The 19181-nt window shown below is 62.2% G+C and carries 15 protein-coding genes; 7 read left to right on the forward strand and 8 right to left on the reverse strand.

The features are described from left to right. Positions 1–30 precede the first annotated feature (30 nt). Entirely contained in the window at positions 31–1341 is a 1311-nt protein-coding gene (locus ACF8ML_RS03725; protein ID WP_017403960.1) for a sugar ABC transporter substrate-binding protein, read from the reverse strand. A 231-nt stretch (positions 1342–1572) separates the two neighbouring features. Here ACF8ML_RS03725 and ACF8ML_RS03730 point away from each other — a divergent pair, with 231 nt between their 5' ends. Continuing rightward, positions 1573–2475: an SMP-30/gluconolactonase/LRE family protein gene (locus ACF8ML_RS03730; RefSeq protein WP_392406625.1), complete on the forward strand. Its 903-nt coding sequence runs from the start codon at positions 1573–1575 to the stop codon at positions 2473–2475. Positions 2476–2498: 23 nt separating this feature from the next. Here ACF8ML_RS03730 and pgi read toward each other — a convergent pair whose 3' ends face one another. Next, positions 2499–4043: a glucose-6-phosphate isomerase gene (gene pgi, locus ACF8ML_RS03735; protein WP_392406306.1), complete on the reverse strand. Its 1545-nt coding sequence runs from the start codon at positions 4041–4043 to the stop codon at positions 2499–2501. 154 nt (positions 4044–4197) lie between these two features. Here pgi and zwf point away from each other — a divergent pair, with 154 nt between their 5' ends. The 3 genes from zwf to ACF8ML_RS03750 all read left to right on the forward strand — a co-directional run bounded on the left by zwf (position 4198) and on the right by ACF8ML_RS03750 (position 7588). After that, positions 4198–5652, forward strand: a complete 1455-nt coding sequence (gene zwf / locus ACF8ML_RS03740; protein ID WP_016445520.1) for a glucose-6-phosphate dehydrogenase — start codon at positions 4198–4200, stop codon at positions 5650–5652. 217 nt (positions 5653–5869) lie between these two features. Then, entirely contained in the window at positions 5870–6631 is a 762-nt protein-coding gene (gene yihA / locus ACF8ML_RS03745) for a ribosome biogenesis GTP-binding protein YihA/YsxC (RefSeq protein ID WP_017403957.1), read from the forward strand. A 45-nt stretch (positions 6632–6676) separates the two neighbouring features. Further along, the gene (locus tag ACF8ML_RS03750) at positions 6677–7588 is read left to right on the forward strand and encodes an alpha/beta fold hydrolase (protein WP_046238834.1); all 912 of its coding nucleotides are present in this window, start codon (positions 6677–6679) and stop codon (positions 7586–7588) included. On the opposite strand, the gene ACF8ML_RS03755 is transcribed toward ACF8ML_RS03750, so the two are convergent. Together ACF8ML_RS03755 and ACF8ML_RS03760 are read right to left on the reverse strand one after the other, a co-directional pair. Then, entirely contained in the window at positions 7582–8448 is an 867-nt protein-coding gene (locus ACF8ML_RS03755; protein ID WP_034364842.1) for a lysophospholipid acyltransferase family protein, read from the reverse strand. The genes ACF8ML_RS03750 and ACF8ML_RS03755 overlap by 7 nt on opposite strands. Next, positions 8445–9296: a lysophospholipid acyltransferase family protein gene (locus tag ACF8ML_RS03760; protein WP_082145194.1), complete on the reverse strand. Its 852-nt coding sequence runs from the start codon at positions 9294–9296 to the stop codon at positions 8445–8447. The genes ACF8ML_RS03755 and ACF8ML_RS03760 overlap by 4 nt, the downstream gene beginning before the upstream one ends. Before the next feature lie 135 nt (positions 9297–9431). Between ACF8ML_RS03760 and metK the strand changes: the two genes are divergently transcribed. The 3 genes from metK (at position 9432) to ACF8ML_RS03775 (ending at position 14709) form a co-directional block, all read left to right on the forward strand. Further along, a complete protein-coding gene (metK, locus tag ACF8ML_RS03765) occupies positions 9432–10613 on the forward strand; it encodes a methionine adenosyltransferase (protein ID WP_017403953.1) in 1182 nt (393 codons plus the stop codon). Positions 10614–10848: 235 nt separating this feature from the next. Then, complete coding sequence (locus tag ACF8ML_RS03770; RefSeq protein ID WP_047326501.1) at positions 10849–12843, forward strand: tetratricopeptide repeat protein; 1995 nt, start codon at positions 10849–10851, stop codon at positions 12841–12843. A 66-nt stretch (positions 12844–12909) separates the two neighbouring features. Then, on the forward strand, positions 12910–14709 hold the full coding sequence (locus ACF8ML_RS03775) for a glycosyltransferase (RefSeq protein WP_392406311.1): 1800 nt from the start codon (positions 12910–12912) through the stop codon (positions 14707–14709). 3 nt (positions 14710–14712) lie between these two features. Here the strand turns inward: ACF8ML_RS03775 and ACF8ML_RS03780 are convergent, their stop codons facing one another. From ACF8ML_RS03780 to ACF8ML_RS03795, 4 genes are all read right to left on the reverse strand, one after another. Continuing rightward, positions 14713–15888: a glycosyltransferase family 1 protein gene (locus ACF8ML_RS03780; RefSeq protein WP_047326748.1), complete on the reverse strand. Its 1176-nt coding sequence runs from the start codon at positions 15886–15888 to the stop codon at positions 14713–14715. An 87-nt stretch (positions 15889–15975) separates the two neighbouring features. Further along, complete coding sequence (locus ACF8ML_RS03785) at positions 15976–17232, reverse strand: glycosyltransferase (RefSeq protein WP_082145192.1); 1257 nt, start codon at positions 17230–17232, stop codon at positions 15976–15978. Beyond that, positions 17229–18278, reverse strand: a complete 1050-nt coding sequence (gene wecB, locus ACF8ML_RS03790; RefSeq protein WP_310044579.1) for a non-hydrolyzing UDP-N-acetylglucosamine 2-epimerase — start codon at positions 18276–18278, stop codon at positions 17229–17231. The genes ACF8ML_RS03785 and wecB overlap by 4 nt, the downstream gene beginning before the upstream one ends. Continuing rightward, positions 18247–19179 (reverse strand): methyltransferase domain-containing protein, encoded by a 933-nt coding sequence (locus ACF8ML_RS03795; protein WP_392406314.1) that lies wholly within the window; start codon positions 19177–19179, stop codon positions 18247–18249. Before ACF8ML_RS03795 ends, wecB begins: the two co-directional genes overlap by 32 nt. Between the last annotated feature and the right edge of the window lie 2 nt (positions 19180–19181).

Here is a 19181-nt window from a genome sequence, read left to right on the forward strand (position 1 = left end):
CGGGGCTTGGTCGAAGCATCGAGGCAGCCATCACTTGTAGTAGCCGCTTTTCCTCATCTCGCGGTCCGCCAGGGTCTGCGAGGTCTTGAGCGCCTGCTCCACCGTGGCTTTGCCCGACAGCGCCGCACTGACTTGCTGCCCCACGGCAATGCCTATGGCCTGGAACTCGGGGATGGCCACGTACTGCACGCCGATGTAGGGTGAGCGCGGCTCGGTCGCATCGCTCAGGCTCACGCTGTCGATGGCGCTTTTCTCGGCGCCGGCAAAGTCCGCGACCTTCTGGAACTCGGCGCTCGCATAGGTGGACTGCCGCGTGCCCGTGGGAACGGCGCGCCAGCCATGCTCGCGCGCCACCAGCTGCACATACTCCTTGGAAGTGGCCCATTTGATGAAGGCCTGGGCCGCATCCACCTTCCTGGAGCTGGCGGGGATGGCCAGGTTCCAGGTCCACAGCCACGTCGCCCCCTTGGGCGTGGAGGCCACGGGAGCGGCCGCATACGCCACCTTGCCGGCCACCTTGGACTGTCGTGGATCGCCCACGAACGAGGCCGCAATGCTGGCATCGACCCAGGCCGCGCACTTGCCCTCGTTGAACAGCGCCAGGTTCTCGTTGAAGCTGTTGGCCGATGCGCCGGGCGGCCCGTAGGCCTTCAGCAGCTCCACATAGAAACCCACGGCCTTCTTCCAGGCCGGTGTGTCCAGCTGCGGCTTCCATTGCATGTCGAACCACTGGCCACCGTGGGTGTTGACCATGGTGGTGACCAGGGCCATGTTGTCACCCCAGCCCGGCTTGCCGCGCAGGCAGATGCCGTAGACGCCAGCCTTGGGATCATGGGCCTTGGCGGCAAATTCCCGCACCTGCTCCCAGCTCGGCTGCGCGGGCATGGTGAAACCCGCCTTTTCGGCCAGATCACGGCGGTACATGAGCATCGATGCCTCGCCATAGAACGGCAGGGCGTGGAGCCTGCCCTCGTGCGACAGGCCCTTGCGGATGGAAGGCAGCAAGTCGTCTGCGTCATAGGCGGCATCGGTGGCAATCGGCAGCAGCCAGCCATTCCTCGACCAGATCGGCACCTCGTACAGGCCCACCGTCATCACGTCGAACTGGCCGCCCTTGGTGGCGATGTCGGTGGTCACGCGCTGGCGCAGCATGCCCTCTTCCAGCGTGACCCATTTGAGCGTGATGCCGGGATGGGCCTGCTCGAAGCGGGCAGAGAGTTTCTGCATCTCGATCATGTGGCCGTTGTTCACGGTCGCAATCACGAGTTCGGTGTCGGCCTGTGCGCCGGCGGCCGATGCGGCCACCGCCAGCGCCGCGCCCGCCCTGAGCAAGCTGTGCATGTCTGTCTCCTTCGCAATGAATGCTGTGGTCTTCGCGGTCCATCCCTGCCGCTGGTGACCGATTGTGGGGACAGGCCTGCGGGTGCATTGGTACGGGCAGCCCGGCCGCTGATACTTCTATGCACATGCCTGGCTAGAGATATCCCTGATCTGCGCAACACACTATCTGCGAGCAGCGGTCTGGCGGGAGCCGCTCCTAGAATGCTGGCCATGACTTCCAGCGAGCAGACCATGGCCATGCAGATCGCCCAGGTTCCTCCCAGCGCCCTGGGCGAATCGCCCTTCTGGCACCCCGCTGATCGCCGGCTCTACTGGTGCGATATCCAGGGCCTGCGCATCCATGCCTGGGACCCGGCCAGCGGCCAGCAGCAAAGCTGGGCCACGCCCAGCGAGCCCGGCTGCTGCGCGCCCACGGACCAGGGCCGCATCGTCATCGGCCTGCGAGACGGCTTCGGCCTGCTGGATCCGGCCACCGGCCACATCACCATGCTGGCCGGCCTGGACCACGATCCACGCCAGTTCCGCCTGAACGACGGCCGCTGCGACCGAGCCGGCCGCTTCTGGGCCGGCTCCCTGTTCGCGCCCAAGACCGCGCCCGAGGCGGCACTGTGGTGCCTGCGCGCGTTGGACAACGGCGGCTACGCGGTCCAGCGCATGGCAGGCGACTGCACCACGGCCAACGGGCTGGCCTTCAGCCCCGACGACGCATGGCTGTACTGGGCCGACACGCCCGCACACCGCATAGACCGCTTTGCCTTCGACCTGGACACCGGCACGCTGGGGACCCGCGCACTGTGGAAGGCCTTCGCGCCCCGCACGCAAGGGCGCCTGTACGGCGGCCGGCCCGATGGTGCCTGCGTCGACACCCGGGGCCACTACTGGGTGGCCATGTACGAAGGCGGCTGCGTGCTGCGGCTGGACCCGCAGGGCGAAGTCGTGCAGCGCATCGAGACGCCCGTGCGCTGCCCCACCATGGTCTGCCTGGGCGGAGAAGACCTGCGCACGCTCTACATCACCTCCGCCGCGCACGGCCGCCCCGAGGAAGAACGCCGGGCCGCCGTGCCTGCCGGGGCGCTGATGCATTGCCGCGTCGAGGTGCCAGGGCTGCCGGTCAACTGTTTCCGGGAGGCGTAGAGCGGGGCCAGGCCCTCAGGCCATCAGGCCCGCAGCCGCTGCAGCAGGCCGGCGGTGGAGGCGTCCAGCCCCGCCATGTCGCCATTGCCCAGGCGCAGCTGAAGGTCACGCGCCAGCAGCTTGCCCAGCTCCACCCCCCATTGGTCGAAGCTGTTGATGCCCCACAGCGCGCCGGCCACAAACACGCGGTGCTCCTGCAGCGCAACCAGCGCGCCCAGCGCCGCAGGTGTGAGCGCGTCCAGCAGCAGGAAGCTGCTGGGACGGTTGCCGGGGAAATGGCGGTGCCCGTCGTCGCTGGCGCGCCCCTGCATCAGGGCCTGGGCCTGGGCCAGCGCGTTGGCCAGCAACTGTTCCTGGTGGCCTGGCAAGGTGTGCGAAGCCTGCTTCACCGCAATGATCTCCAGCGGCGCGATGTCGCTGCCCTGGTGCAGCATCTGGAAGAAGGCATGCTGCCCATCCGTGCCGGGCTCACCCCAGAGCACGGGTGCCGAGCCCAGCGCCAGCGGCCGGCCCTGCCGGTCCACGCGCTTGCCGTTGCTCTCCATCTCCAGTTGCTGCAGATAGGCCGGCAGGCGCCGCAGGCCTGCGTGGTAGGGCGCGATGCAGCGGCTGCCAAAGCCCAGCAGATTGCGGTACCAGACGTCGAGCAGGCCCAGGCGCACGGGCAGATTGGCCTGCAGCGGCGACGTGCGGAAATGCATGTCCATGGCGTGCGCACCGGCCAGCATGGCGCGAAACGCGGCAGCGCCTACGGCAACGGCCACCGGCAGTCCGATGGACGACCACAGCGAATAGCGCCCGCCCACCCAGTCCCAGAAGCCGAAGGTGGTGGTGATGCCCATCTGCGCCGCCGCAGCGGCATGGGTGGTCAGCGCGACGAAATGGCGGGACACCTCGCTGCCGCCGTTTGCGTGGAACCAGTCGAGTGCGCTGCGCGCATTGGTCAGCGTCTCCTGCGTGTTGAACACCTTGGAGGCCACGATGAACAGCGTGCTGCGCGGCTGCAGGCCCACGAGCACGGCCTGCAGCGCGTGGCCATCCACATTCGAGACGAAGTGCATGCGCCGGCGCGCATCGCCCAGGCCTTGCAGCGCCTGGACCGCCATCTGCGGACCCAGACCCGATCCGCCTATGCCCATGCACACCACGTCGGTGATGTCCTCGTCCGCACGTACGCGCTCGGCATAGGCCAGCATGGCATCCAGCGTCTCATGCACCTGGGCCAGCGCCCAGGCCAGGCCCGGCGGCGCATTGCCGGGCGGATGGCGCAGCAGCGTGTGCAGCGCCGCACGCCCCTCGGTGGAGTTGACGGCCTCGCCCGCGAACATGGCGTCGCGCTGGCGCTCCACCTCGCAATCGCGGGCCAGCTGCAGCAGCAGGTCTTCGGCCTGCGCGTCCCACAGATTCTTGGACAGGTCCGCAAAGCAGTGCGGAGCCTCCTGGCTGAAGCGCGCGAACCGGGCGGGGTCAGAGGCGAAGGCACCGCGCAGGTCGAAATCGGGCATCACGGCCCGGGCGTGGTTTTGCAAAAGAGGCCAGGCGAGGGCGTGATCGCAACGGATAAGCATGGGGTTCACCAACAGGGCTGCTTGCAGAGAAGTAATCAAATTACAACAATCATCATCTGAAGTTTCAATCAAATGACGTGGTGCCTCTATAATTTATTCGATTTCCTCAAAAATTGGTAACTCAGTTACCAAAATATTCACCTCGGGAGGCAACATGGGTTTCGATCTGGTCTTGTTTGGCGGCACGGGCGATCTGGCATGGCGCAAGCTCATGCCGGCGCTGTTCCAGGCGTTTCGTCACGGCACCCTGCCCGAGGGCGGCCGCATCCTGTGCGTGGCCCGCGATGACCTGAGCGACGACCAGTACCGCGCCCTCATCCAGTCGCGCTTTGACGGCGTCGAGCTGTCCAAGCGCCCCAGCCCCGAGGAATTCGCCCGCTTCGCAGACCTGCTGCACTACCTGCGCATGGACCTGTCGCAGCCCGCCGACTACGGGAAGCTGGCACAGGCGCTGGCCGCGCGCGACGCAGAAACGGTGGTGATGTACGTGGCCACCGCCCCCAGCCTGTTCACCACGGTCTGCGAGCAGATCGCCGCCGTGGGCCTGAACGGCCCGCGCACCCGCGTGGTGCTGGAAAAGCCGCTGGGCCACGACCTGGCCTCCAACCAGGCCATCAATGCCACGCTGCGCAAGGTGCTGCGCGAAGAGCAGGTGTTCCGCATAGACCACTACCTGGGCAAGCCCTCTGTGCAGAACCTTCTGGCGCTGCGCTTTGGCAATGCGCTGTTCGAGCCGCTGTGGCGGCGCGAGACCATTGCCAACATCCAGATCACCATCGCCGAGGAACTGGGCGTGGAAAGCCGGGGCGCGTTCTACGACCAGACCGGCGCGCTGCGCGACATGGTGCAAAACCATGCGCTGCAGCTGCTGTGCGCCATCGGCATGGAGCCGCCGATCAACGCATCGGCCCATGCCATCCGCGACGAAAAGCTCAAGGTGCTGCAGTCGCTCAGGCCCTGGACGCCGGAAACCCTGAGCCAGCACGTGGTGCGCGGCCAGTACCTGGCCGGCGCCAGCCAGGGCCAGCCCGTGCCGGCCTACCAGCAGGAAAAAGGCGTGGCGGCGGGCAGCCAGACCGAGACCTTCGTCGCCCTGCGCACCGAGATCTGCAACTGGCGCTGGGCCGGCGTGCCCTTCTACATCCGCACCGGCAAGCGGCTGGCAGGAAGGGACGCGCGCATCGTCGTGAACTTCCGGCCCGTGCCCCACCCGATCTTCCGCTCACCCCTGTCCGAAGCCAATCGCCTGGTGATCAATCTGCAGCCCAAGGACGGGCTGGAGCTGCACCTGCTGGCACAGGGCGCCACCCAGCAGCAGGCCGAGCCTTCGCTGGCCCCCGTGCACCTGAACCTGGACTTCGACCAGCGCTTCGGTGCCAAGCGCGTGGGCGCCTACGAGCGCCTGCTGCTGGACGTGATCGCCGGCAGGCTGAACCTCTTTGTGCGCAGCGACGAGCAGGAGCAGGCCTGGCGCTGGGTGGAACCCATCCTCCAGCACTGGCGCAGCGACACCTCGGGGCCGCGCGGCTATGCGGCGGGCAGCTGGGGGCCCAGCGCAGCCAGCGCCATGATTGCGAGGGATGGCTTTTGCTGGAGCGAAGAGGTTTAGGCTCCCCCTGAGGCGCTTCGCGCCTTCCCCCTCTCTGCCCGCTTCGCGGGGAGGGGGATGACAGCTTCGCGGCGGGGCGGCCCTTGCTCGCTGTCTCCGACTTTGGAGTGCGCCAGTTTCATGCGCCACGCTTTGTCAGCACCGTTGCCTATAGCCCGCTGGGCGCGCCGGTTCCATGGGGGAACCTACAATGAGGCCCCGAGAGACTGACCACACCATGAACCCTGCTGCGCCGGCTGGCGATGCCGCCCCCACTTCCTCCCTGATCGATCCCAAGCTGGCCATGGGCTGGATGCACACGGCGCGCTTTTTGACGACAGCTGCGCAATTGCACCATCTTCCCAAGGTCGATGTGCCCGAGATCGCGTTCGTGGGCCGCTCCAACGCCGGCAAGTCCACCTGCATCAATACGCTGACGCAGCAAAAGCAGCTGGCCTTCGCCTCCAAGAAGCCTGGCCGCACACAGCACATCAACCTGTTTTCCCTGGGCAAGCAGGGCGTGACCGACGCCGTGCTGGCCGACCTGCCCGGCTACGGCTATGCCGCCGTCTCGCGCACGGACAAGCAGCGCTGGCAGCGCGTGATGCTGAACTATCTGGTCAGCCGCGAAAGCCTGTCGGCCATCGTGCTGCTGTGCGATCCGCGCCTGGGCCTGACGGAGCTGGACGAAGCCCTGCTCGACGCCATGCGCCCGCGCGTGCAGGAAGGCCTGAAATTCCTCGTGCTGCTGACCAAGGCCGACAAGCTCACGCGCGCCGAGCAGGCCAAGGTGCTGTCCATCACGCGGCTCAACGCCGGTGGTGGCGAAGTGCGCATGTTCTCCGCGCTCAAGAAGCAGGGCGTGGACGAGGTGGCCCAGCTGCTGTGGCACTGGAGCCATCCCGAAGGCCTGAATCCGCCGGCGGCCACGGACGGGCCCGCCGACGTCGCGAACGTCGCAACTGCGACGCCCGCCGCGACCGACAGCCCCCAAGATTAGCGCCTGGAGGCGCTCGTGTAGCCAGCGCCCCGCAAGGAGCGCAACATGGTGAACACCTGCATTCGCGAGCTGCCTCACGGCATCCATCTGCACTGCCGCGTCAGCGGCGAACCCGGCCAGCCACTGCTGCTGTTCCTGCACGGCTTTCCTGAAGGCAGCTTCATCTGGGAAGGCATGCTGGAGCAGTTCGGCACGCAATGGCGTTGCGTCGCACCCGATCTGCGAGGCTTTGGCCGTTCCAGCCAGCCGGCCGGTGTGGAGCAGTACAAGGCCAAGCACCTGCTGCAGGATCTGGCGGCGCTGATCGCCATCGAAAGCCCTGGCGCACCCGCAGCCTGCGTGATCGCCCACGACTGGGGCGGTGCCCTGGCCTGGGGCCTGGCCAACCGCCATCCCGGGCTGATGCAGCGGCTGATGATCCTCAACGCCCCGCATCCGGGCGCCTTTCTGCGCGAGTTGCTGCACAACCCCGTGCAGCAGGCCGCAAGCCAGTACATGCATTTTCTGCGCCGACCTGATGCGCCCGCCCTGCTGGCCGAGAACGACTGGCAGCGCATGCTGGGCTTTTTCCGCACGCCGCAGGGCGAGTTGCCCGGATGGCTCACGCCGCAGTTGCAGCAGCGCTACCGCGAGCACTGGGACCTGGGAGTGCAAGGCTCCTGCCACTACTACGGCGCCAGTCCCCTGGTGCCGCCCCGGCCCGAAGATCCGGACTCAGCCGACGCACTGCGCAACCTGAGGCTGCCGCCCGAGATGCTGGACATCGGCGTGCCCACGCATGTGCTCTGGGGCGACAGCGACCCGGCGCTGCAGCCTGCCCTGGTCGAAGGCCTGGAGCCGTGGGTGCCGCGCCTGACGGTGCAGCACCTGGCCGGCACCTCGCACTGGGTCGTGCACGAGCAGCCCGATGCGGTGCGGCAAGCGCTGGAGCAGTTCCTGTCCCGCCCCCTTCAGTAGACCGAGGGCTCGCCCTCGGGCCGGGTCTTGAAGCGCCTGTGCACCCAGTAGTACTGGTCGGGCATGGTGCGGATGGCCGCCTCCAGCTCACGGTTCATGCGGGCCGTATCGGCCTCGACATCGTCGGTGGGGAAATCCGTCCAGGCCGGCGTGATCTCGGCCACGTAGCCCGTGGGCGTCATGCGCGTGTACATGCCCAGCACCTTGGCCCGGCCCAGGCGCGCGAAGCGCGACAGCGAGGGAATGGTGGCCGCGTTCACGCCGAAGAAAGGCACGAAGACCGAGTCGTTGCGACCGAAGTCCATGTCGGGCAAAAGGTACAGCAAACCGCCCTTGCGCAGGCTGGAGATGATGGGCTTGACCCCGTCGGCGCGGTTGAGCATGCGCACGTCGCCAAAGCGCTGGCGCCCCGACATGAACCACTCATCGACCGCCGGGTCCGGATGGGTGGAGAAGATCGAGGTGAAGGGCCGGGTGGTGTGCAGCGGCAAGGCCAGCCCTCCCGCGTCCATGCTGTAGAAATGCGGCGCGAACAGGATGGTCGGGGTGTCGCCATCGAGCTCATGCACGGCACCCTGCAGCTTCACGCGCTCGGCCACCACCTCGCGCGGCGCCGCCCACAGCCAGCTGCGGTCCAGCCAGGTCTGGCAAAAGACGATGAAGTTGCGGCGCGCCAGATCCACGCGCTGCGCCTCGGTCAGCTCGGGAAAGCACATCGCCAGATTGCGCAGCGCCACCCTGCGGCGCGGCGCGGCCAGCACGAACAGCACGCGCCCCAGAAACGCACCCAGCCCCCGCAGCCACGGCAGCGGCATCCACGCCAGCGACCGCATCAGCCACACGCCGATGCGCCCGCTCATGCACCCACCTCGCCGGCAGCTGCTTCACGGCGCGGCTGCTTGTAGCGCGCATAGCCCCACAGGTACTGCTGCGGGCATTGGCGGATGGTGTGTTCCATCGCCTCGTTGATCTGCTGCACCGCAGCTTCCAGATTCTCGGACAAGGGCACGGGCAACTCCTCAAGATACAGCGCATAGCCCCGCCCCCAGGACAAGCGCTCACAACGGGCCACGATCACCGCGGCCCCCGTCTGCAACGCCAGGCGCGCCGCCAGCGTCATCGTATAGGCATCACGGCCGAAGAACGGCGACCAGACGCCCTGCCCCTCGGGCGGAACCTGGTCGGGCAGCAGCCCCACGGCCATGCCCTTGCGCAACGCCTTGATCATCTGGCGCACGCCAGCCAGCGTGGTCGGCACGGCCTGCACGCCGGGGCGGTTGCGCGCCGTCTCCATGACGCGGGCCAGCCAGGGCTGGCGCGCGGGCCGGTAAAGAATGGTGATCGCGCCATGCTCGGCCGACCATTGCCGTGCCGCATGCTGCACCGACAGCTCGAAGCAGCCCAGGTGGGGCGTCAGAAAGATGATGCCGCGCCCGGCAGCGTAGGCCCGGCGCACGCATTCCTCGTTGTGCATCTGGCAGCTCGGCTGCCTGCCCATCCACATGCGCGGCAGCTCCGCCACCATGCGCCCCGCGTGCCCCACGGCCGGCGCCACGGCGCCGAAGCCGTAGCCGGCCTGGCGGGCATTGGCCAGAAAGCGGCGCCGGTACGTGCCGGAGGCCACGAAAGCCACCCAGCCCATGAGCGCGCCAAGGGGGTGCAATAGCCACAAAGGCAGTGCAGCAAACAGTCGGAACAAGGAAGGCATTAAAATGTGCGGGTCGCTGAGTTAACTGAGCAACTTGCAGAGCGACGTAAAACAAGTCTGCTAAAGCGTTCGCCAGGGCTCCTGCAGCTTGGGCAACGCCCATCAAAAAAAGCTGCAACCAAGGAGTTTATTCACATGGCGAACGATTTTCTTTTCACCTCGGAATCCGTCTCTGAAGGCCATCCGGACAAGGTGGCCGACCAGATCTCTGACGCGATCCTGGACGCCATTTTCGCCCAAGACCCGTACAGCCGCGTAGCGGCCGAGACACTGACCAACACGGGCCTGGTGGTTTTGGCAGGTGAGATCACCACGGGCGCCAACGTCGACTACATCCAGGTCGCACGCGACACCATCAAGCGCATCGGCTACGACAACACCGACTACGGCATCGACTACAAGGGCTGCGCCGTGCTCGTGGCCTACGACAAGCAGAGCCAGGACATCGCCCAGGGCGTGGACAAGGCCAGCGATGACGAGCTCAACACCGGCGCCGGCGACCAGGGCCTGATGTTCGGCTACGCCTGCGACGAGACACCCGAGCTGATGCCCGCGCCCATCTACTACGCGCACCGCCTCGTCGAGCGCCAGGCACAGTTGCGCAAGGACGGCCGCCTGCCCTTCCTGCGTCCTGACGCCAAGAGCCAGGTGACCATGCGCTACGTGGACGGCAAGCCCCACAGCATCGACACCGTGGTGCTGTCCACCCAGCACAGCCCCGACCAGTCGGAATCGGCCACCAGGATGAAGTCCAGCTTCACCGAAGCCATCATCGAGGAAATCATCAAGCCCGTGCTGCCCTCCGAGTGGCTGCAGGACACCAAGTACCTGATCAACCCCACGGGCCGCTTCGTCGTGGGCGGCCCCCAGGGTGACTGCGGCCTGACCGGCCGCAAGATCATCGTCGACACCTACGGCGGTGCCTGCCCCCACGGCGGCGGCGCCTTCAGCGGCAAAGACCCAACCAAGGTGGACCGCAGCGCCGCCTACGCCGCGCGCTACGTGGCCAAGAACATCGTGGCCGCCGGCCTGGCGCGCCAGTGCCAGATCCAGGTGGCCTACGCCATCGGCGTGGCACGCCCGATGAACATCACGGTCTACACCGAAGGCACGGGCGTCATCCCCGACGCCGAGATCGCCAAGCTGGTGGCCGCCCACTTCGACCTGCGTCCCAAGGGCATCATCCAGATGCTGGACCTGCTGCGCCCCATCTACAGCAAGACCGCTGCCTATGGCCACTTCGGCCGTGAAGAGCCCGAGTTCACCTGGGAGCGGACGGACAAGGCAGCGGCGCTGCGTGCTGCGGCTGGCCTGTAAGCAAAATGCCAGGGGCGTCCACGCCCATCTGATGGCCTCCCGGCCCCATGCCGCGCCTGACGCAGCATGGGGCTTTTTTCATCTCGGTCCTTCTCACAACACTCACGTCAAACCGGCGCAGCAGGCTGCGGTAGCGGGTTGCTCGGCTGGTAAACTGCCTGCGCTCTTCCCAAGAGCGGCCATTTCCCGGCCCACCATTCCAAGTTCCGCCACATCCGAGACAAGACAAGAAGCAATGGCTGCCCCCTCCAAAGCGATTTACTGGTTCAGTGCCCTTCTTTTGCTGGCCATATTGGGGGTGTATCTGCCCGGCCTGAACAACGGGCTGCTGTTCGACGATATGCGTCTGACGGATGGAACGATTTTCGGCAACTATGGCAGCCTGTTGAACTTCAAGCAGCGCACGCTGTCGTATGGCAGCTTCGTCTGGATCGAACAGATTTTCGGAGACGGCTGGTGGAAGCAGCGCGTCTTCAATATCGCCTTGCATCTCGCGACCGTGGCGGCTCTCTATGCATTGTTCAAGGCACTGCTGACACAGACGCGCTTTCCGCACGACATCGAGGAGCAACCCCACTTCCACGCGTCGCGCGATGCAGCCCTGCAACTGGGCTTGGTCCTTTTCGCGCTCAACCCTGTCGCGGTCTACGCCGTTGGATACTTGGTGCAGCGATCCATCGTCATGGCAACCCTCTTTGCCGTTATGGCATGCTGGGCCTTTGTGCGCGGGCTTCAGGGCGGGCGAGTCCTCTGGCATATCGCGGCATTGATCTGCTATGTGCTCGCCATCCTGTCCAAGGAGCATGCCTTTCTGACGGTCGCCATGGTGGTGCCGCTCTATATCTTTGTGCAGCGCCCCGGCCTGAAGGCTGCCATGGTCATTGTGGGAATGGCCTTGCTGCTGCTGGCCGTTGCCTCGGCGGCAGTCTTTCATTTCTTCGGCAGTCTGGTGGGCCAGATTTTCGACGAGCAATCCCAAGGCTATGCAAGGCAATTGGAAGCCCTTCGGCCCGGGATCACCTCACAGATCTATCCCCTGAGCATCCTCAATGAAGCGGCCCTGTTTTTTGCCTATGGCTTTCTGTGGATCGTTCCCTATGTGGGCTGGATGTCCATCGACCTGAGACCGGCATTTCCTCTCGGCTTCGGCTCGATCTGGCACCTAGCCGGCGCGCTCGGTTACCTGGCCCTGCTGGCCTGCTCAATCTGGGCCGTGCTTAGGCGTCCCGGTGTCATTGGCTTGGTCGCGCTCTGCCTCCTGTTTCCCCTGCTCTGGTATGCGACCGAATTCGCCACGGTCTGGCTGCAGGACCCCTTCGTTCTGTATCGCAGCTATCTGTGGGCTGTGGCCATCCCGGGATTGGCGGCCATTGCGCTGACGGGGGTCAAGCCACGCACCATCTACATCGTCGGCATCGTCATCGGCATTGTGTTTGGGGCTCTGTCTTTTGAGCGGGTGCTGTCCCTCCAGGACGCCGGTACTTCCTGGGCGGATGCCGCCGAAAAGATCGACAAGAAAGCCCCGGCCAATGCCGTGGGCCGTGGCCGCGCCTTTCTCAACCTGGGTACCGCACGCGCAGACAAAGGCCTGCTGGACCAGGCAGTACAGGATTTCGCCACGGCCAATGTCCTGGGGGACCTGGGTGGCAATGCACTATTCAACATGGGGGCCATTCTTTCCCAGCAAAGGAAGTTCACGGAAGCCTTGAATGCCTTTGATGCAGCGCAGTCCAAGGGCTTCAAGGGACAGGCTTTGCATTATCAGAAGGCCGAGGCCATGATGGCCATGGGCCAGTTGCGCCCCGCATTCGAAGCCTACTCGCTCGCGCTGAATGAGCCTTCCGAGGACAGCGACAACGCCAAGCAGATGGAGCAGGCCATGCGCCTCAAGCGCGCGGAGGCCGCCATAGGCCTTCAGCAATACGCCATCGCCGCCGATGACTTCCGCCGTCTGCTGCAGGCATCGCCGAACGCTCCCCGCCCGACCGTGGGAATGGGGCTGGCCCTTGTTGGCCAGGGCGACAGCGCGCAAGCCAAACAGTTGCTGGACGCCCTGATCTCCCACAGCCCCAGCGCGCCGGCCTACTATGGCCGGGCCATGGCCCACCGCGGTCTCGGCCATCTGCCCGAGGCGCTCAAGGATCTGGATCAGGCCATTCGCCTGGAGCCACAGAATCCGCAGTACCGACAGATCCGCAATCAACTGACCCCGGCGCCCGCAGCGAAGTAGGCAGCCCGCACGATGGCGCTCCGCATCCTCCACGTTGGCAAATTCTTTCCCCCCTACAGGGGCGGAATGGAAGTCTTTCTCGCCGACCTGGTCCATGAGCAGCGACGACAGGGCATAGATGCCCATGCTCTGGTCCATGGCGATCCACTGCCGGATGATCCCTCCTGGCTGGAACGTGTCCCCGTCCAGTTCAATCTGGTGTATGCGCCGATGGCCATCGGCTTTCGGCGCGCGCTGGGCCGCGCCATCGAACGCGTCCAACCCGACGTGCTGCACCTGCACCTGCCTAACAATTCAGCGTTGTGGGCACTCACGCTGCCGATAGCCAGGCGTGTGCCCTGGGTGATCCACTGGCACTCGGATGTGGTGGTGTCCAACATCAAATGGTCGGTGGCCCTGGCCTACATGCTGTACCGCCCTTTCGAGCAGGCCCTGCTGGAGCGGGCCCAACAGGTATTCGCCACTTCGCCACCCTATCTCAAGGCCAGCAACGCCTTGCGCGCCTGGCGCGGCAAATGTGAGATCGTCCCGCTGGGCCTGGACCTTCGAAATATTCCTCCTCCTGCGGCGCTGTCACCCAGCCAGGGCTGGCGCTCAGACACGAGACTGCGCCTGCTCTCCGTAGGCCGGCTCACTTACTACAAAGGTTTTGAAACACTGATCCGTGCCGTGTCAACCATGCCTGGCGTGGAGTTGTTGATCGCGGGAGAAGGCGAGCTGCGCACATCGCTGGAGGCACTGATCCGCCAATGCACGCCTGAAGGCAGACCCACATCCGTGCGACTGACGGGTGCCGTCTCCGACGGGGAAAAGCATGCGCTGTTCGCCAGCTGCGATATCTTTTGCCTTGCTTCACGCGAACGCACGGAAGCTTTCGGCATCGTCTTGCTGGAGGCCATGCTGCATGGCAAGCCCTGTATCGTGACCGACCTCCCAGGCTCGGGCATGCCCTGGGTGGTTGCGCACGCACACGCCGGCCTGCATGTTCCCTTCGAGGACCAGGATGCGTGGCGCAGCAGCATCGCGCGCCTGCAGCACAATACCGCTCTGCGACAGCGGCTGGGCCAGTCGGGGCACAAGGCCTTGCACCGTTTCTTCAGCATCGGCCCCTGCGAGCAAAGCGTGGCACGCCACTACCGCAGCCTGGCACCGGATACCCGCCCTACCAAGCCACGCCAGGATCTGCTGGTCGTCATCTCCACACGCAACAACGAGACCGAGATCGGGCATCTGATACGCCGTGTACATGCGCTGGTGAAGGCCTCGGTTCTAGTCGTGGACAACCGCAGCACCGATGCGACCTGCCATGAAGCAGAAGAATGCGGGGCCCGGGTGCTGCGCCCATTGCTGGCCATGACCAATTGGGGCAGTTTGCAGACCGGACTGCGCTATGCACTGACCCATGGCTTCCAGACTGTCGTCACCATCGACGCCGAAGGCAGATATGAAGTCGAGGAGCTGCCCGCCCTGTTGGCGCAACGTGAACAGGCAGACATGGTCGTTGCCTATTTTTCCGAGCGCAACAGCCTAGTACGACGCATCGCGTGGCAGTGGCTTCGCTGGCTGACCGGCTTTGGCCTGCGGGACTTCGTTTCCGGCTTCCGCCTATACAACCGACAGGCCCTGGAGACGGCAACCTCCACGCAAGCCACGATGCTGGACTACCAGGACATAGGAACCTTGCTGCTCATGCGCCGGCAAGGCCTGCGGATAGGAGAAGTGGCCCTGCCACTACATACGGCAAGAGTGAATCGTTCCAAGATCTTCAGATCATGGGGCAATGCCGTCCGCTATGCCGCAGTCTCTTCCCTGTTGAGCATTGCCCATGGCAGAGCTAGGCTAAGACCGCTTCGCCCGCCGCGCTAGCCGTCACACCAGTTGCGCGACCTGGGCATAGATGCCTACCGTACGCTCTGCGCACTTCTCCCAGGAAAACTGCGTGGATCGCGCCAGCCCCAGCGCCCTGGCCTGCTCCTGCCATCTTTCATCAGCAAGACATACCTCCAGGCCATGCGAGATCTCCTCCAGATCGAGAGGATCTACCAACCAAGCCGCGCCACCCGCGACTTCCGGCATGCAGGACACCCTGGATGTCAGCACCGGCGTGCCACTGGCCAAAGCTTCGACAATGGGCAGGCCAAAGCCCTCATAGAGCGATGGATAGGCCATCAATCGTGCCCCAGCATACAAGGCAGGGAGCCAGGATTGGTCAACGTAGGAAATATAGCGTGCCCACCCTTGCGCCTGTGCCTTCTCAATGCATGCATGAATAGAATCTGAATTCCATCCCCTGGCCCCGGCAATCACCAATGGCCAATCGCTTCTCATTCTCTTCGGCAGCATTCCATAAGCCTGAACGAGGCGCTCCACATTTTTTCTAGGCTCCACGGTCCCCACAAAAAGGCTATATTCCCCAGCCCTCAGGCCCAAGGCCGTCATGGCCGGCTCCAGCATTTTTGAGGAGTGAGGAAGAAAATCACTCCCTGCGGCCAAATGAATGGCCGTGACTTGCTCCGGCAGCATCAAACCGTGTGCCAGGACTTCCTGCCGGACTGTTTCGGATACGGTGATGACATGATTGGCCCGTCCCAGACTGTCGCCCAGGGCCATATTCATATATTCCACCCGAGCCCGTGGATGGAACTGTGGGCATATGATGTGGGAAAGATCATGAACGGTACTCACCGTCCTTCCCTTGAAGGGAGGAACGATATAGTTGGGAGAGTGATAAACAGATTTCTCGTTACCACGCAGTCGCCATTCAAAAATCGCAGGTGCCAATCTCTCATAGATACGCACGGCTATCCGGCTTCCTGCAAGCCTGTCGCGCAAAGCCGCCTTCTTCCTGTTGAGAGCGATGGACACATGGTCCGATGTCTCCATCGCCCCCAAGGGATCACTGACCCAACGCCCAGAGGAAAAATAGCGCAACCTCTCGATATCCTCATGGTGTCTCACCCGCCTTGCCAGCTCGTAGGTATACCGGCCGATACCAGTCAACGGAGGGCGGAGGGCATCAGCCGCAAATATAACGTCGAGCTTCATGCACATATCCCATTGAGCAAAGCCTCTGCCCCTGGGAGATAAAAAGTGGCATCATCGGGCTCCATTTCCATGGCATTCAGCATCTTTCTACAAAATTTTCTGCAACAGTCTTTTGCATTCAACAGCCCGACGACTCCAGGAATGGTCCTGAATGAGAGACTCCTTTCTACACTCCATCAGCTTTCCGGGGTCATTCATCCATTGCAGGCACATATGGCGCAGCACCCTTTCTATTTCCTGGTGGCTGTTCTTCACAACAACCCCCGCACCCGTGCTCTCGATCAATTCCGCACCGGGATCGGAAAATTCTCCCGTCTGGATATGCAATATTGGCTTTTTTGAACCAAGATACTCATAGACCTTACCTGGGATCTGATAACTTTGCACATTACCAATATTCACAAGAACATCTGCCTGTTGCTGCAATTCAAGGCATTCAAAATGACTTCTTTGTCCCAGGAATTTCACACCGTCCACATCATGAAACAGGTCTTCAAATGCAGAATTATTGCCAGCAATAATAAAAGATATATCCAGATCTTTCATTAGTGAAAGCGCCTTTGCCAGCTCGACCGGGTTTCTAAAATCTCTGTAAAAATTACCCGTGAACACAAGAAGGAACCGGCGACCACTTGGGCGATCAATGAAATCCGTCTGCTCGGACGGAAAACCCTGCGGTAGCACGGATATTTTTTCTCCAATGCCTTCACCATGTCTCTGCTTCAGCAGATTCGAAACGCTGTCGCCTGTCACCCAAATGGAAGTGGCGCAAGAGACCACTTTTCTCTCGACTATCGAGTCCACTGCACGCCTCCAGCGCGGCGAATATGGAGTCAGCAGGGGATCACCCAAGTCCACGACCCAAGGAATATTAAAGCGACGGGCATGACATCCGACAAATATATCAACCGCCGGTTCATGGGAGCTTATCACCACATCAAAATCTTCCGTCCTCAGCAACTTCCTCATTTTTCGAAGGGCGAACGGATACCATTCAGATCTGACATCAGGGTACAAGACGGCATCCAGAACCGATCGCACCAACCGATAGGCACGAAAAGCCCATGAAGCATGAGATGACTTTATCCCAGTGACATCTTCAGGCCTTCCATGCCTTTTACTCGCAAGCCTTTGACTCAACCCAATGAATGGCCCAGGCCAAACGCGATGAATGGCTATTCGCCCATCAAGATCCATTGGAAATGCATGCTCAGCAGATATGTCCGGGCATATGACATGAACATTCACCCCTAACTTGGCCAGCTCATTGGATAGATAAAACCATCTCAGAGCCTGGGCAGCCAATATTGGCGGAAACTCATATGCAACAAGCAGAATCTTCACAAAATCTGCTCTCTTAAAACAGAAACTATTCTTGCAGCGGCCTTCCCATCACCATACGGAGAAACGCCTCTCGCCATCTCCTTATAGGCCATTCCATCCTGCAGCAGTCGTTGCGTCTGTTGCACGATGTATTCAGTATCTGCCCCCACCAACTTCACGACACCTTCAGAAATTGCCTCAGGACGCTCTGTTTCCTCACGCAGCACGAGCACCGGCTTTCCCAATGCAGGCGCCTCTTCCTGGACGCCCCCGGAATCGGTCAGAATCAGATAGGATCTCTTCATTGCCGCGACAAAAGGCGCATAATCCAATGGCTCACAAAGCATGAAATTTGACTCATCCTTCAGGAACTCATGGGCTGCACCCTTAACATTGGGGTTTGGATGCACCGGGTAAAGAAACTGGACTTCTGGATTCTGGCGTGCAAGGGTTTTCAATGCCTGGCAGATGCGACGCAATGGCTCCCCAAAATTCTCCCTGCGATGTGAGGTAACCAAGACCAGACGCTTTTCCGGATCCATGGGCACGCCAATGTCCAGATCCTTTGCAGCGGCCATCAGCAAAGCATCGATGACGGTGTTGCCTGTCACAGTGATGCTGCTGTCTGCTATTCCATCCCTCAGGAGATTCTGGCGTGAACCTTGCGTAGGCGCAAAATGCCAGCGCGCAAGCTTTCCCGCAATCACACGATTTGCCTCTTCCGGAAATGGATTCTGTACATCCCATGTCCGCAGCCCTGCCTCGACGTGGCCTATTGATATTCTGCGATAGAAACAGGCAAGTGAAACTGCCATCACAGTCGTAGTATCTCCTTGCACCAGTACGACATCGGGATCTACAGACTCCAGCACCTCATCCATCTGAACGAGCAGACGTCCGGTCAATTCCGCCAATGTCTGATTTGGTCTCATGATATTCATATCGATATCTGGCTTGATATCGAAAAAATCAAGAACCTGATCCAGCATCTGGCGATGCTGGGCGGTTGCTAGCACTCGCACCTCGGCCCAAGGCTCATTTCTTAGTGCGCGGATCACCGGAGCCATCTTGATTGCCTCTGGACGAGTACCAACGACGCAGCATATTTTTTTTCGACTCGAGCGCATGCAGCAATCCCCTTTTTGGAGTAATAGTGTCTCGCGACAATGAATAAAAATCCTTGACGGAATCCCAACTGGTGTACTCTCGACCCGCGCGGAGAACGACAACAAACTCACCAAACTGGTGGCTCATCCTGGCCTCCAGAACATCGAAATCAATCAATCCCATCGCACATAGCGGGGCAAATACCTTGGCTATCACATCTTCGAACTGGAAAACATGGGAATGAACACCTGGATGCCATCCATCAAGTGCTTTCCTCAAAGAATCAATACTCAATCTCTCTTCAACAACATTTTCCGCATTGATATAACCCTTGTCGTACAACATCGCCGATTCCAAGGCATGAAATGCCTTCGCAGGAAATTCCGGCTGCAAGTGCTGAAAAATCAGATAAGCCAGACTTGTGTCACTACGGAATTTGTCGAAACTATAGCGCTTGTCCGGCAGAACAATCATGCAGTGACCACCGTGCTTTAGGAGTTTTCGCAATGTCTGGAAATAACCGATAAAACCAACTACATGTTCAGCCACATGGGCTGCGATGATCATGTCGAACTCGTCAGTGATCACATTGCAATAATTCTCATCCTTGCAGACATAGTCCACATGTATCACTGAATCCGGATTTTCCCCAATGCGGATTGCATGCTGTCTCAGCTCGTCGGTATCGTAGCAATCCAGTGTTTTCAAATCAGCCTCTGCTTTTCCGAGCGTTGGCCTGATAAATGGCCCTATTTCCAGAACGGAGATGGGATTATTCAGATAAGGGATAATAACCTCTCGCCTGAACTCCTCAAGGCTCCCATACCCCCCATCCATCCTTCCGGTGCCTTGCATGTGCATTC

The sequence above is a fragment of the Delftia sp. WSY_10 genome, from assembly GCF_043104705.1.
Lineage (GTDB): Bacteria > Pseudomonadota > Gammaproteobacteria > Burkholderiales > Burkholderiaceae_C > Comamonas > Comamonas tsuruhatensis.